The 13,361-nt window shown below is 68.2% G+C and carries 17 protein-coding genes; all 17 read left to right on the forward strand.

Annotation, left to right across the window (positions count from 1 at the left end; all coding sequences use genetic code 11):
* The first annotated feature begins 14 nt into the window (after window positions 1-14).
* The 17 genes from AB0H93_RS20445 to AB0H93_RS20525 all read left to right on the forward strand — a co-directional run bounded on the left by AB0H93_RS20445 (window position 15) and on the right by AB0H93_RS20525 (window position 12,949).
* Window positions 15-1,241, forward strand: coding sequence for a phage major capsid protein (locus AB0H93_RS20445; RefSeq protein WP_358574482.1), 1,227 nt, complete (start codon window positions 15-17; stop codon window positions 1,239-1,241).
* Window positions 1,242-1,310: 69 nt separating this feature from the next.
* Window positions 1,311-1,529 (forward strand): hypothetical protein, encoded by a 219-nt coding sequence (locus AB0H93_RS20450; protein ID WP_358574483.1) that lies wholly within the window; start codon window positions 1,311-1,313, stop codon window positions 1,527-1,529.
* A gap of 11 nt (window positions 1,530-1,540) precedes the next feature.
* The gene (locus tag AB0H93_RS20455; protein ID WP_358574485.1) at window positions 1,541-1,801 is read left to right on the forward strand and encodes a hypothetical protein; all 261 of its coding nucleotides are present in this window, start codon (window positions 1,541-1,543) and stop codon (window positions 1,799-1,801) included.
* 15 nt (window positions 1,802-1,816) lie between these two features.
* The gene (locus AB0H93_RS20460; protein WP_358574486.1) at window positions 1,817-2,449 is read left to right on the forward strand and encodes a hypothetical protein; all 633 of its coding nucleotides are present in this window, start codon (window positions 1,817-1,819) and stop codon (window positions 2,447-2,449) included.
* A complete protein-coding gene (locus tag AB0H93_RS20465) occupies window positions 2,446-2,898 on the forward strand; it encodes a hypothetical protein (protein ID WP_358574488.1) in 453 nt (150 codons plus the stop codon). Before AB0H93_RS20460 ends, AB0H93_RS20465 begins: the two co-directional genes overlap by 4 nt.
* A gap of 61 nt (window positions 2,899-2,959) precedes the next feature.
* The gene (locus tag AB0H93_RS20470) at window positions 2,960-3,145 is read left to right on the forward strand and encodes a hypothetical protein (protein ID WP_358574490.1); all 186 of its coding nucleotides are present in this window, start codon (window positions 2,960-2,962) and stop codon (window positions 3,143-3,145) included.
* The gene (locus AB0H93_RS20475; RefSeq protein ID WP_358574492.1) at window positions 3,145-4,131 is read left to right on the forward strand and encodes a phage tail tube protein; all 987 of its coding nucleotides are present in this window, start codon (window positions 3,145-3,147) and stop codon (window positions 4,129-4,131) included. The genes AB0H93_RS20470 and AB0H93_RS20475 overlap by 1 nt, the downstream gene beginning before the upstream one ends.
* Window positions 4,132-4,134: 3 nt before the next feature.
* Complete coding sequence (locus AB0H93_RS20480) at window positions 4,135-4,701, forward strand: hypothetical protein (protein ID WP_358574494.1); 567 nt, start codon at window positions 4,135-4,137, stop codon at window positions 4,699-4,701.
* A 7-nt stretch (window positions 4,702-4,708) separates the two neighbouring features.
* Entirely contained in the window at window positions 4,709-5,065 is a 357-nt protein-coding gene (locus AB0H93_RS20485; RefSeq protein WP_358574496.1) for a hypothetical protein, read from the forward strand.
* A gap of 154 nt (window positions 5,066-5,219) precedes the next feature.
* Window positions 5,220-7,604 carry a hypothetical protein gene (locus AB0H93_RS20490; RefSeq protein ID WP_358574498.1) on the forward strand — a complete coding sequence of 795 codons (2,385 nt, stop codon included), beginning with the start codon at window positions 5,220-5,222 and terminating at the stop codon, window positions 7,602-7,604.
* Window positions 7,604-8,470 (forward strand): hypothetical protein, encoded by an 867-nt coding sequence (locus AB0H93_RS20495; RefSeq protein ID WP_358574500.1) that lies wholly within the window; start codon window positions 7,604-7,606, stop codon window positions 8,468-8,470. Before AB0H93_RS20490 ends, AB0H93_RS20495 begins: the two co-directional genes overlap by 1 nt.
* Before the next feature lie 166 nt (window positions 8,471-8,636).
* On the forward strand, window positions 8,637-9,734 hold the full coding sequence (locus AB0H93_RS20500; protein ID WP_358574502.1) for a hypothetical protein: 1,098 nt from the start codon (window positions 8,637-8,639) through the stop codon (window positions 9,732-9,734).
* A 4-nt stretch (window positions 9,735-9,738) separates the two neighbouring features.
* A complete protein-coding gene (locus AB0H93_RS20505) occupies window positions 9,739-10,866 on the forward strand; it encodes a hypothetical protein (protein ID WP_358574504.1) in 1,128 nt (375 codons plus the stop codon).
* Between the two features lie 96 nt (window positions 10,867-10,962).
* Window positions 10,963-11,637 carry a hypothetical protein gene (locus AB0H93_RS20510; RefSeq protein ID WP_358574505.1) on the forward strand — a complete coding sequence of 225 codons (675 nt, stop codon included), beginning with the start codon at window positions 10,963-10,965 and terminating at the stop codon, window positions 11,635-11,637.
* A 20-nt stretch (window positions 11,638-11,657) separates the two neighbouring features.
* The gene (locus AB0H93_RS20515; RefSeq protein ID WP_358574507.1) at window positions 11,658-11,903 is read left to right on the forward strand and encodes a hypothetical protein; all 246 of its coding nucleotides are present in this window, start codon (window positions 11,658-11,660) and stop codon (window positions 11,901-11,903) included.
* 4 nt (window positions 11,904-11,907) lie between these two features.
* Window positions 11,908-12,684, forward strand: coding sequence for a hypothetical protein (locus AB0H93_RS20520; RefSeq protein ID WP_358574509.1), 777 nt, complete (start codon window positions 11,908-11,910; stop codon window positions 12,682-12,684).
* Window positions 12,677-12,949, forward strand: coding sequence for a hypothetical protein (locus tag AB0H93_RS20525; protein ID WP_358574511.1), 273 nt, complete (start codon window positions 12,677-12,679; stop codon window positions 12,947-12,949). Before AB0H93_RS20520 ends, AB0H93_RS20525 begins: the two co-directional genes overlap by 8 nt.
* Window positions 12,950-13,361 lie beyond the last annotated feature (412 nt).

Genomic DNA, 13,361 nt, shown 5'->3' on the forward strand with positions numbered 1-13,361 from the left:
AGGAGGACAAGACCGTGGCATTCCCCGCGCTCAAGGAGGCGGAAGACCGCCTTTCGGCCAAGCAGTCCGAGCTGGCCAAGATCTTCGCCGAGGCCGGCGACGACCTGAACATGGACAACGTCAAGTCGATCGACGGCGACACCGCGGCCAAGGTCGACCACATCCGCAAGCTCAACGCCGAGCTCGACGAGCTCGGCCAGAAGGCCGCCGACTTGCAGATGGTCGCCAAGGCCGCCGAGCGTGCCCGCCAGGTGCCGGAGCAGCGCGAGTCCGGCTCCGAGACCAGCGGCGAGCAGAAGGGACGGCCGGCCGAGCAGAAGTCTCTGGGCGAGCTGTTCACCGACTCGGTTGCCTACAAGGGCAAGCAGGGCGCCGTCGGCCCGGAAGCGCGTCTTGACATCGAGCTCAAGACCCTGTTCCAGACCACGGCGGGGTGGGCGCCGGAGACCACCCGCACCGGCCGCGTGGTGGACTTCGCCACCCGGCCGATTCAGGTCATCGACCTGATTCCGCGGACCGCCACCGGACAGTCGGCCGTGGTCTACATGGAAGAGACCACGTTCACCAACGCCGCGGCCGAGACCGCCGAAGGTGGCGCATACCCCGAAGCGGCGCTGGCGCTCACCGAGCAGTCCAGCCCGGTGCGCAAAACGGCGGTGTTCCTGCCGGTCACCGATGAGCAACTGGAAGACGAGCAGCAGGCCGCCGGCTACGTCAACAACCGGCTGCCGTTCATGCTGCGTCAGCGGCTCGACTCGCAGATCCTGGTCGGCAACGGCACCGCCCCGAACCTGCGCGGCATCCTCAACGTCGTCGGAATCCAGACGCAGGCCAAGGGCACCGACCCGGTGCCCGACGCCATCTACAAGGCTCTGGTGAAGACCCGCGTCGCTGGTCAGGCGATGCCCAACGCGGTCGTGATGCACCCGAACGACTGGCAGGACGTCCGACTGCTGCGCACCGCGGATGGCATTTACATCTGGGGCTCGCCGTCGGAGGCCGGCCCGTCGCGCATCTGGGGCCTGCCGGTCGCCGAAGCGCAGGCGATCACGGAAAACACCGCGCTCGTCGGCGACTTCGCCAACTTCAGTGAGCTGTCGGTGCGGCGCGGCCTCGACGTGCAGGTGTCCAACTCGCACGCCGACTACTTCGTGAACGGCAAGCAGGCGATGCGGGCCGACCTGCGCGCCGCGCTGGTGATCTACCGTCCGGCCGCGTTCTGCACGGTCACCGGCATCTGATCCGGCATCTGATCCATTAACCACGGGCGGGCGCCCGTTTCGAGCGCCCGCCCGGTGAGGGGAGAAACCATGCCCATCATCCAGGGCGGCGAGGTCATCGAAGGCGCCGGGCTCGACGCCCCGCTGTTGTCCGCGGGCGCGCCGGCGAGTGGTGCGAGCGGAACCTATTCGGGTACGGCCGTGGTCGGGTCGCTGCTGATCGACACCACCAACGGCAAGCTCTACATCTGCACGAACGCGACGGCCGGCGCGTCGTTCGCGTGGACGCTGGTGGGGGCGCAGGTCTGATGGCTCTGGAAATGAACACCTCCACGGGACGCGGCGAGCTCGTCGAGGTCGACGCGAAGATGTGGCGCACCTCCGACGGCGAACGGCTGGTGCCCGACGGCGACCCGGATGCGGCGTTTCTGTACTGCACGCCGGGGATGCAGGTGCCGCGCGCCGAGGCCGAGCGCTACCGGCTGCTCGGTGACAGCGACGACCACTCCGCCGAGCCCGAGCCGGACGGCAAGGCAGCGCAGGCCCCGCCGAACAAGGCCCGCAGCCCGCGGCGCAAGTAAGCCGGAGGTGAGCTGATGGCCACGCTCGACGTGCTCACGCTCGACGACGCGAAAGCGGCGCTGAACGTCAACGCCACCAACGTGGATGACGTCGAGCTCGCGTCATGGGTCACCGCCGTTTCGCAGCGGCTCGACAAGCTCGTTGGGCCCGTCGTCAAGCGCACGATCATCGACGAGACACACGACGGCGGGCACCACGAGGTGTTCCTTGAGCACTACCCGGTCCGCTCGATCACGACGCTGACCGAGTACGACGGCATCACGGCGGTGGCGTTGGCCGCAGAGACGAACGCCAGCAGGCCGGAGGATGGCTACCTGCCCGACCGGTACAGGCCGGACCGTGCGCTGCTGTCGAGTCGAATTCGGCGCCGTCGCACTGGCGCCGACGCGATGTTCGCGTCGGGCCGGTCCAATGTCGTGGTGTCCTACGAGGCAGGCCGGTTCGACAGCACCGAGACAGTCGGCGACCGCTACAAGGCAGCGGCTCGATTCCTGCTGATCAACTTCTGGCGTTCACAGGAAGACAGCGTTGGCCAGAGCGCAGAGTTCGACGTCCCCATGTTGTCGTTCCCGGCGTTCGCGATACCGCGTGTCGTGCGGGAAATGCTCGCCGGCGAAGTCCAGGAACCGCGGGTGATGGTCGCATGAGCATCGGAACCACCCTTCCCGCGGTGAAACGCGCGCTGCTCGACGCGCTCGCCGCCCGCCCCGGCCTGTCCGGGGTACAGGTGTCCTACGAAATGCCGCAACGTGCGCTGGCCGGCGAGGCAATCTGGTTCGACGAGGACACCGAAACCGAGGCAGGCATCCCGGTCATGAAGGCCGGCACCAAGAAGGTTGACGAGACGTATGCGCTACCGGTGGTGGTGCAGGTGCTCGTGACCGACGGCCGCGATGCCGAAGTCGCAGACCTACGCGCGGCGGCGCTGCTCGCTGAACTTCAGCAGTCACTAGCCGAAAACCCGCAGGTGACACCGGCGATCCAGTGGGCCGAGCTCGGCGGATGGTCGCACCATGTCGGCCCGATCGGTGACGGCTCCTCGCGCGGAAGCCGGTTCGATGTGCTCGTGAGGGTCCGCGCCCGCCTGTCCCCGTAACCCTGTCCAACTTGCACCCCGCCGCACGCGGGGTGGCTTCGCATGCCCGGGAGCGGATCACATGCGCATTACCTACATCGGCCCGTTCAAGGCGGTCGACGTGCCATCGCTGGGCATCACCGCCCAGCACGGCACGCCGATCGAGGTGCCCGACGAGGCTGCCGCCCGACTGCTGGAGCAGTCGACGATTTGGGCCGAGGCCAAGGCGCCGAAGCCCGCCAGCAAGACCGCCAAGGAGGGTGAGTGATGGCGATCCCGAGCGGGCTGGATGCCCAGTTGATGACCGGCGAGCAAACCAGCTACGCCACCGCGGCCACGGTCGATCGTGGCTACGAGTTCCGGGCCGAAGCGCTGTCGCTGGAAGCGCAGCGCATCGAATCCTCTGGGCTGCGCCCCGGTAAGCGGGTGCTGCGCACCAAGCGGTGGTTCCAGGGGCAACGGTCGGTCGGCGGCGAGATCACCATGGAGCTCGGCACCGTGTCGTTCGGCCGGTGGTTCAAGCACGCGTTCGGCGCGGTGAGCACCGCGCAGCCGGACGCCACGAACGCGCCGACGGTCTACAAACACACGTTCACCCCCGGCCCGCCACCGCCCGGCCTGACGATCCAGGTTGGCCGACCGGACACCGCCGGCACGGTGCACCCGTTCACCTACACCGGCTGCAAGGTGTCAAGCTGGACGTTGTCCAGTGCCATCGGCGAGATTGTCACTCTCGCTGTCACGGTCCTTGGCCGCGACGAAACGACCGCCACGCCGCTTGCCACCGCCAGCTACCCGGCAAACCTCGACCTGCTCACGTTCGTTGAGGGCAGTCTCACCGTGGCCGGCAGCGCGCACGAAATACGGTCGATCAACCTGCAAGGCACCAACGGGCTCGCCGATGACCGGTACGTACACGGCTCGCGGCTGCGCAACGAACCGTTGGAGATCGGCGCGGAAGGCTCGCAGGCCCGGGTCTACAGCGGCACGATCGAGGGCGAGTTCAACAACCTCACCGCCTACAACCGGTTCGTCAACGGCGATGAGGCCGAGCTCGTGTTGCTGTTCGCCGGCGCGAACATCGCCGGCGCGTTCAACTACGAGGTGCGGATCACGGCGAACGTGCGGTTCGACGGCACCACGCCGAACGTGCCCGACGGCAACGTGATCATGCAGACGTTGCCGATCAAGGCCGTCGACGACGGCACCACGTCGATCAAGCTGGAGTACCAGACCACCGACGCGACGGTGTAAGCGGTGCCCGCGCGCGTCGAGATCACGGGCACCGCGGACCTTCGCCGCGCCGCCGCGGACCTCAAGGCCGCGGGGGATGGCCGACTGCGCCGGGAGATGGGTCGCCAGATGCGGACCGCTGCACAGCCGGCCGTCGACGGCGCGCAGAACAACGTGCGCGCGATCGCCTCGACGGCGACCCGTGGCGGCGGCGGGCAGGCCCGGCGCGAGCACGCCATGTCGCGGGTCAGGAACCGCACCGAGCGCGCCACGCGCACGGCGTTCGAAGGCCGCGGGCTGCGTGCGTCGATCGCCCGGGCGGTGCGGGTGCAGATGTCCGTCGGTGGCCGGTCGGCGTCGGTACGCATCCGCACGCAAACCCGCCACCTGCCCAAGGACCAGCGGAAGCTGCCATCGCATCTGAACGATGGCCGCTGGCGTCACCCGGTGTTCGGCAACCGCGACCGGTGGGTGACGCAAACCGCCCGCCCTGCCGGCTGGTTCGAGTCGGCGATGCGCCGCCATGGGCCGAAGGTGCGGCAAGGCGCAGTGAAAGCAGTCAACGACATCATCAGCAAGATTGCGAAATGAGGTAGCAGTGCCACGTGCTGAATTCGAGTTCAGGTTGGGTGAGTCGACCTGGCCCCTGGACTTCGCCGACATCACCATGAGCGAAACCGTGCAGCTGGAAAAGCTCGTCGGCCGCGACATCCCGGGCGTGACCTTCCCCAGACTGGCCGCGCTTTTCACCGAGCAGTCCGCGCTGGCGCGGCACGCGTTTTTCTGGCTGGCGCGGGTGAAATCCGGCGAGAAACTCGGCTACGACTCGCCGGTGCTGAACGTCAAGTGGTCCGATCTGGTTGTGACCTACCTCGGCGGTGACGAGCAGTCGCAGGAAACGCTGGACCCTACCAAGGAGACGCCGCGGAAAGCGTCTCGTACCAAGACCAGCTGACCCGCTACAAGCCGTGGTTTTTGCACCTGTGGCACATGCACCCGGCAGACGCCGGCCGGCTGACGGTCGACGACTTCTGGATGTGCGTGGACCTGGTCGAGGAACACAAGCGCGCCCACGTCGAGGCGCCACCGATTGCCGCTAGGGGGCGATGATGGCAGCCACGCGCGATCTGGTGTTCACCGTGCTTGGCATCGACCGCGCGTCGAAAACCTTCGACAAGGTCGGCGACTCGATCGACCGGATGGGCAACCGCGCCACGAAGGCACTCGCCGGTGTGGCCGGTGGGTCGGCCGTTGCGGCTGCCGGTGTCGCTGCCGCGGTTGGTGCCTTGCCGCTGGCGTTCATCGGCATGGGTGCGGTCGCGCTGCGGGAAAACGCCGCCGTCCGCGGCAGCTTTGAGGATCTGTCCGAGACTGTCCGCACTGGACTGATGGCCGATGCCGCGCCACTGGAATCGGCGTTCGTCGGCGCGGCGGATGAGATGGGCTCGGCGTATGAGGAGCTGCGCCCGCTGATGCGGGACGCCTTCGCCGCTTCGGTGCCCTACGTGGCCACCCTGACCGACGGCGTGGTGGATTTCGCCCGCAACGCGATGCCGGGCATGGTTGCCTCGGTGGAGCGTGCCGGGCCGGTCGTCGACGGCATGGCGTCGCTGATGGCCGACGCCGGTGTCGGCGTCGGCGAGTTCTTCGAGATCGTGTCGACCGGCTCGGAAGACGCAGGGCTCGGCGTCGAGCACCTCGGCCAGCTCGTCGCCGGCGTGCTGCCGGAAGTCGGCGGCGTGCTGGTCGGTCTCACCGGGGTGTGGGCCGAGCACGGCGACGAGGTCGCCGACGTCGTTACCCGGATCATCGGCGTCATCAACGACATGTCCGGCGGTGCGCTGCCGGTGATGTCCTCTGCCGTTGGTGTCGCGCTCGACGTGCTCTCGGGCGTGCTCAACGTCATCGAGCCGCTGGCGGGCGCGCTGGGGCCGCTGATCGGCATGTGGCTGTCGCTGGCGACCGCGATGCGCGGGATCCGCGCCGTGCGCGACGTCGTCTCCGGCGTGGCCACCTCGATGATCCAGTTCAGCGACAACACACGTCGCGCCGCCGGCAGTGGCAGTCTGATGCAGACCGCCGGCCGCGGCATGCTCGGCGTGCTGGGCGGCCCGTTCGGCGTCGCGCTGGCCGCCGCGTCGATCGGGCTCGCCCTGTTCGGGTCGGCCAGCCAGAGCGCGGAGGGCGACCAGCGATCGCTGTCGTCCGCACTGCGCGACTCCGCGGGCGCGTTCGACTCCAATGCCCGCTCCGCCATCATGCAGTCCGAGCAGTACCAGTCCATTGCCGGATCGGTCGAGGCGGCCGGGCTGTCCCACCAGGAGTACATCGACGCTCTGATCAGCGGCGGCCCCGCGCTCGATGGTGTGCGTGCCAAGCTGCAAGGGCAGGTGCAAGCAGCTTACGAGGCACAGGGCAGTTTCACCGGGGTGTCCGGGTCCTTGCGGGAGCAGTCCGACGCGTCAACGGATTTGCTGCTGGCCACCGACGGACTGCGCGGCACCATCGTTGGCGCGATCGACGATCAGCGGCAGTACACCGATGCGGTGTACGGCGCGGACTCGGCGATGAGCCAAGCGGTTCCCGGCGCGGACTCGCTACGCGAGGCGATCAACACGCTGAAGAACTCGACCGCGGACACCGCCGACCGCGTCGACGCGCTCAACGCCGCCTGGCAACAACTGTTCGGCGTGCAAATCTCGATGGACGAGGCCACCGCCCGGTTCGAAGAGGGCCTAGACAACCTGCGGGAATCCCTCGACGGCGTGCGCGGCGGCACAGCCGGCTGGCAAGCGGCACTGTTCGCCGCCGACGGACAGATCAACCTCACCACTGAGGAAGGCCGCGAGCTGCACGACAACCTTGTGCAGCAGGGCGACCAGTATCGGACGCTAGCGCAGACCGCCTACGACACGGCGCTGCGCCAGGGACAGTCGCAGCAGCAGGCCGCCGCCGCGGCGGTGTCCGCGTCGGAGCAGCGCCGCGGGCAGTTCATCGCCGAGGCGATGCAGATGGGGTTCACCGCCGATCAGGCTCGTGCGCTCGCAGACCGGTATTTCGGCATCCCTCGCGACGTGGCCACGCTGATCACGACACCCGGGGCGTGGGACGCGGTGAACGCCGCAGACAGCGTCCGCAACGCCGTGAATGCAATTCCGCGATGGCGCTACGTCGACATCGTGGTGCGTGGCCCCGGGTTGGGGCAAACCAACCCCGGTTCAGGGATTCCGCTGCCGCTGCGCGCGCACGGTGGTCCGGTCGCCTCGCAACGTCCGGTGCTGGTCGGCGAAAGCGGACCGGAGCTGCTTGTCCCGTCCGGGCCGGGCCGGGTTTTGCCGGCGCACGAAACGCGGCGAATGCTCGCGCAGGCCAGCCCGTCCCGCGAGCCGATGCCGCGGGCAACGATCCACATCGGCACGTTCGTGGCGCAGCCTCACCAGTCGCCCTATGACATCGCGGCTGATCTGGACTGGTTTTCTCGTGGGGGTGGGTAGTGGCCGCTGGTGATCTGATCACGACCGATGGGCAGATCGAGTGGCGCGGCGCCCTGCTCGGTGTGGACACCGCGTATGAGCTGGTGCAGTTGGAGGGTTGGCAGGACCTTCCCGACATGCGCGATGGTGACGCCGAGCTGGCCAACCAGCATGGCTACCAGGCCGGGCAACTGCACGCCGACCGACGGATCATCACGCTGTCGTTCGAGCTCGGCGAACGCTCCGAAGCGGACTTCCGGGCCGCCGAGCTCGAACTACGGCGCATCACCGCTCCCAACGAGAACCCTGCCGAGGAACCGCTCGTGGTGCAGTGGCAGGGCACCAAAGCGATGGTGATGGCGCGGTGCGTCCGCCGCTCGATCCCCACCCCGGTGGAGTACTACTACGGGCTCACACGCGGCGCGATCCAATGGCGCGCCACCAACCCGCGGTTACTGCATCTGCCGCAGCAGTCGTTCACCACCAGCCCGCCGACAGCCGGCGGGGGTGGCCTGGTGTGGCCGCTGACATGGCCGCTGGTGTGGGGTTCGGCGCAGTCCGGCGGCGAGCTCGTCGTCACCAACGACGGCAACGCCCACGCCCAGCCGATATGGAGGATCACCGGCCCCTGTACGCGGCCGGTGATCCGCAACGCCGACACCGGCGCCGAGCTCGTGTTCGACTCCACGTACACGCTGCCCGAAGGGCAAACGCTCGTGCTGACCACACAGGACAGATCCGTGCTGCTGTCCACCGGCGTCAGCCGTTCCAACCGGCTGGAACGCCGGCAGTGGTTCACGCTGCCGCCCGGCGACACCCGCGTGCGCTTCGAAACGAGCGACGGCACCGGACAGCTCGAATGCCTCTATTACCACACGAGTTTCTGAGGGGGTTCCCGTGGCCGAACGCCATTCGTGGGCAGTGCAGCAAGTCGCCGGCGCCGGACAGCAGACCGTGGAAGACGGACGGATCACCGTCGCCGCACTCGCGACCCCAAGCGGACAGATCACGTCCCGCAGCGGGTTGTTCCCGGCAGCGGCCACACCCGGCGCAGTGACCGCTACCAACCCGACCGCCAACGGGTTCGTGCACGTCGCGCCGTTCCGCGCCGTGGTGCAGTCCAGCCGCGGCGGGGGCGCCTACATCATGTGCCTGGACGCGGTGAAGGACATCAATGTGCTGGGCACGGCCCCGGCCGATGCGTCCAACCCGCGCAACGACCTGATCGTGTTCCAGCAGTCCGACGCGTATTTCGGCGACGCCAACAGCGACATGGTGGTGCGGCACATCGTCGGCACCCCCGCAGCGACCCCAGTGGACCCAACCGTGACCGGAAGCGCCGACTACATCGTGCGCGCCCGCATCGTGGTGCCGGCCAACGCCACCACGATCACCACCAGCAACATCACGAACTTCGACACGCCCCGCACCGTGGCCGCCGGCGGCATCCTGCCCGTCACCGACGCCACCGCCCGCAGCGGCGTCGCCAACCCCTACGCCGGGCAGGCCGTGTACCGGCTCGACACCAAGCGCGTCGAAGTGCACGACGGCACCGACTGGCGCGTGCCGAGCATCCCGGTGGCGGCCGCCACATCGGAGATCAGCAACCCGATCACCGGACAGCTGATCATGTTGACGTCGACGAACATCGTGCAGCGCTGGACCGGTTCGGCGTGGGTAGATGCGTTTCCGATCGGCGGCACCACCAACGCCACCCGTCATGAAGCGCGGTACTACCGGGCCACGACGCAGCCGGCGCAGGGCATCCCGAACAACGTCGACCAGCGCGTGCACCTGCCCGATGCCGAGTACGTCAGCGATGACGTGTTGGTGGCCGCGGTGTCCGCCGGGACCGAGTTCACGCTGAACCGCTCGGGACTGTGGCACCTGTCGGCCAACATCCGCTACGTTCCGTCGGCGTCGGCCGCGGAACGGGCGGTCGCGATCGGCACCAGCCCGACGTCAAGCCGTTACGGGCAGGCCGGCAGCGACCAGACCGGGGAGCCGGCGAGCCTGTCGTGTTCGACGACGCGCCGTTTCAACGCCGGCGAAAAGGTGTCGGTGTGGGCGTACCAGAACACCGGCGCGACCTTGAACCTGGACCCGTTGGGAAACGGGATCAACTGCTCGTTGGTGTGGCTGCGGGGGTGATCCGGTGGCGCTGCCCGTCTACACCTACGCGATCGCCGACCTGCGCACCAATACCCTGTTGGAAGAGGTGCCGCTCACCTCGGTGCGGTTCAACAAGCCGCTGAACGGTAGCGGCCGGTTCAGCGCCACCTGGAAGCTCGACGAGCGGTCCGGGCACCTCAACCCGCACGACCTTACGATGCCCGCCCGCCGAGTGATCTACGCGTTTCGGGACTCCCGGCCGATGTGGGGTGGAGTGATCTGGTCCCGCTCCTACGATTCCGGACGCGACACCGTCGAGATCGGCGCCGGCGAGTTCTGGTCGTACTTCGACCACCGCAAGGTGCTCCCGGTGCTGCCGCCGACGATGAGCCTGTCGACGGTGGCCGGCCTGTCGACGACGTTCGACAACGTCGAGCAGAACGAAATCGCGCGGCAGCTCGTCAGCCGAGCTCAGGCGCACAGCGGCGGCGACATCGGTATCGAGTTCGACGACTCCACGTCGAACACCCTGCGCGACCGCACATACAACGGCTACGACCTGACCGACGTCGGCGAGGCCCTGCGCAACCTGGCAGGCGTCATCGACGGCCCCGACATGGTGTTCGACGTGCTACCCACCGACACCGGCGCGCCGCGGCGCTTCCTACGCATCGGTGCGCCGTGGCTCGGCCAACAGGGCTCGTCGCATGTGTGGGAGCTCGGCGGCAACGCCATCCGCTACACCTGGCCCACCGACGGCACCCGCATGGCCACCCGCGCCTACGCCGTCGGCGAAGGCGTCGACCTCGGAACTCCGATCGCCGTGCACGAGCAGCCCGAGCGCTACGGCCAAGGGTTCCCGGTGCTGGAGCTGGAGAACAACTACAGCGGCGCCGAGTCCGAGTCGACGTTGGCCGGCCACGCCGAAGCCGACCAGCAAGCCGCCCGCATGCCCGTGGTGCTGCCCACGATCGAGGTGCGCGGCGACATTCCGCCGACCGCCGCGGACATCAACCGCGGCGATGACGGCTGGCTCGTAGTGCCGCCGGATCGGTTCCACCGCAACGGGTTCGAAGGCGCCGTGCGCGTGATCGACATGGATTTCGCGCCATCCATCGACGCCGAGCGCGTGGTGCTGACGTTGGCGCCACTGCTCGACGGCGTGGCGTGAGGGGGAAACGTGGGACAGATCAACCAACCGTCCAACCTGCTCGACCGGATCAAGCGTGCCGAGCAGCAAATCCAGCGGCTCTGGAAGTCCGTGGGGTTGGCGTCGGCCACCATCAGCCGCGGCGGCTTGACGCTGCTACAAGACGCGTTCCTGCGCATGGTTGACGACAACAACACCGAGATCCTGTACGTCGGCCCGGACAACACCGGCAAGCAGGTGCTCACGATCCGCCGCGAGGACGGCTCACGCATCCTGTTCACCCAAGGCGCGCAGCAGTTCGGCCGCGATTTCTGGGCGTTCACCGACACCGCCGGCACCATCGTGGTCTCCGACGACGCCGCAACCGGCAAAGGGCTCGCCCGCCCATGGCTGCCGGTGCCGCTGTACCAGCAGTTCGTTCCGCGCACGATCACCACGCACACCGACGGGCTCGGCGAAACCTACGGATACGCCACGATCGACGCCGCCAAGGTGGGCACCGAGAAGACCCTGTGGGAAGGCCGCGCGTCCATCTCGCACTCGTGGATCACCGTCGATGGCGTGTGGGGGCGAGCACTCGACTCGCCTGCCATCACGTACCGGCTCAAGGTCGGCGGCGTGCAGGTCGGTACGTGGACCGGCGGCGCGTTGGAAACGTCGCAGAAAGGGCCGTTCGACGTCTCGGCGCAAGTCGGCGCGGACTGGGAAGCCGTGGAGCTGACCGCCGCCACGTTGGGAACCGGTGTCATCGCCTGTCAGGTACTCGGCTGCTACCTGCACCAATCCGTCTGAGTCTCACCACTGGAGTGCCCATGACCCCGCCCGACAGCGGCGTAACGATCACGCTGTCCCAGATGTACGGAGAAATGCAGGCCATGCACGGTGAAGTCCGCGAAATGCGAACCGAGCTGCGTGCCGGGCTCGCGACCGTGTCCGACCACGAAACCAGACTGCGCACCCTCGAACGCAAGGTGTGGGCCGCCGCCGGCGCTTCCGGGGTCCTCGGCGCGATCATCACCGCTCTGCTGGCCGCGTACACCAAGAACTTCGGGATGTGATCGCATGACCACCTGGCGCGTCGCACGCAGCCTGGAAACCCTCCGCCAGCAGTTCAACGCGAGGTACCCGACCAGGAACAAGACCAGCGACGGCGGCATAGGCGACGCCGTGCACGCAGCCCGCAGCTCAGACCACAACCCGTGGGTTGGCCCCGCCAGCGACGGCATGATGCTGGTGACCGCTCGCGATTTCACCCACGATCCCGCGTGCGGGATGGACATCGACCGTCTGACCGACGAGCTCGCCGCCTCCCGCGACCCGCGGATCAAGTATCTGATCGCCAACGGCCTGATCCTGGACAGCCGGCCCGGCAACAACCCGTGGAAGTGGATGCCCTACAGCGGCAGCAATCCGCATCGCAAGCACTTCCACATCAGCGTGCACGCCGACGTCGCGCTCGCCGACGACCCGCGCCCCTGGAACCTGCCCAGCCTCACCCGCAACCCCACACCCTCGCCCGCACAGGAAGGACCGGACTTGTCCCCGGAACAAGACCACATGCTGCGCGACATCCTCCAGCAACTCACCGGCTCCCGGACGCCCGGCCAGTTCCCCGGCTGGCCCTCATTCGTCGACGGCACGACCCGGCTCACCCCCGTCGACACGATCCGGCACATCGACGAGCACGTCGTCGAGCTCCGCGACGAGCTCGCCCGCCAGGCCGAGACGCTGCGCGCGCTCTCCACCACGCTTGGCGCGATCCCCGACACGATTCGGGCGGTCCTCGCTGACGCGACCGTGAACGTCGACGTCAATGTGCAAGGGAGCTCGAATGTCTGACCAGCTCACCGCGTGGCTACGCACCACGGTGCCCGCCGCTTGGTCCGCCCTCGTGGCCTACCTGGTCACCGCGGGCGCTCCCGATTGGCTGACCGGCCCGCTCGGCGCGGCCAGTGACGTCTTGATCGTGCCGGTCGTGCTCGGCGCGGTCTACGCACTCGTGCGCGCCGTTGAGTCGCACTTGCCCGTTTGGGCAGCTCGGCTGCTGTTGGGCTCTGCCAAGCAGCCCGTTTACACGCTGGACTCGCCGTCGGCCATCGAGTAGCTTGGCGGCTGCCCGGCCGCTGCACGCCAGCGCCGGGTCCAAAGCGAACGCCCCCGCATCCTTCCGGTTCGCCGGTCGGGTGCGGGGGCGCTTTTGTTGTTCCCGGGGCACTTCCCCTACCTCGGGAACGGTTGCGTGCTGTCGGGGCACACAGGGGTCATACTAGACCATGTGTTCGAACAGCCAGCTCTGCCGCCGAAGGAACCCGGCGACGACCGGTACCGGAAGCCTCACGTACCGGTTCGGGTTCACCTGGCAAGAGCGTTCCTGTACCCGGAGCCGGACAAGCCTGTGGAGCCGCTGCCGGATGGCTGGGACCTCGATGCTGTTATCGAGGGCGAGCTGATCTGCTGGCGACGCGATACCCGACGCCGCTGGTGGGGTGAGGTGCACCTATGTGCACGGCGTGGCA

Source organism: Saccharopolyspora sp. NPDC050642 (assembly GCF_040654735.1).
Taxonomy (GTDB): Bacteria; Actinomycetota; Actinomycetes; order Mycobacteriales; family Pseudonocardiaceae; genus Saccharopolyspora; species Saccharopolyspora elongata.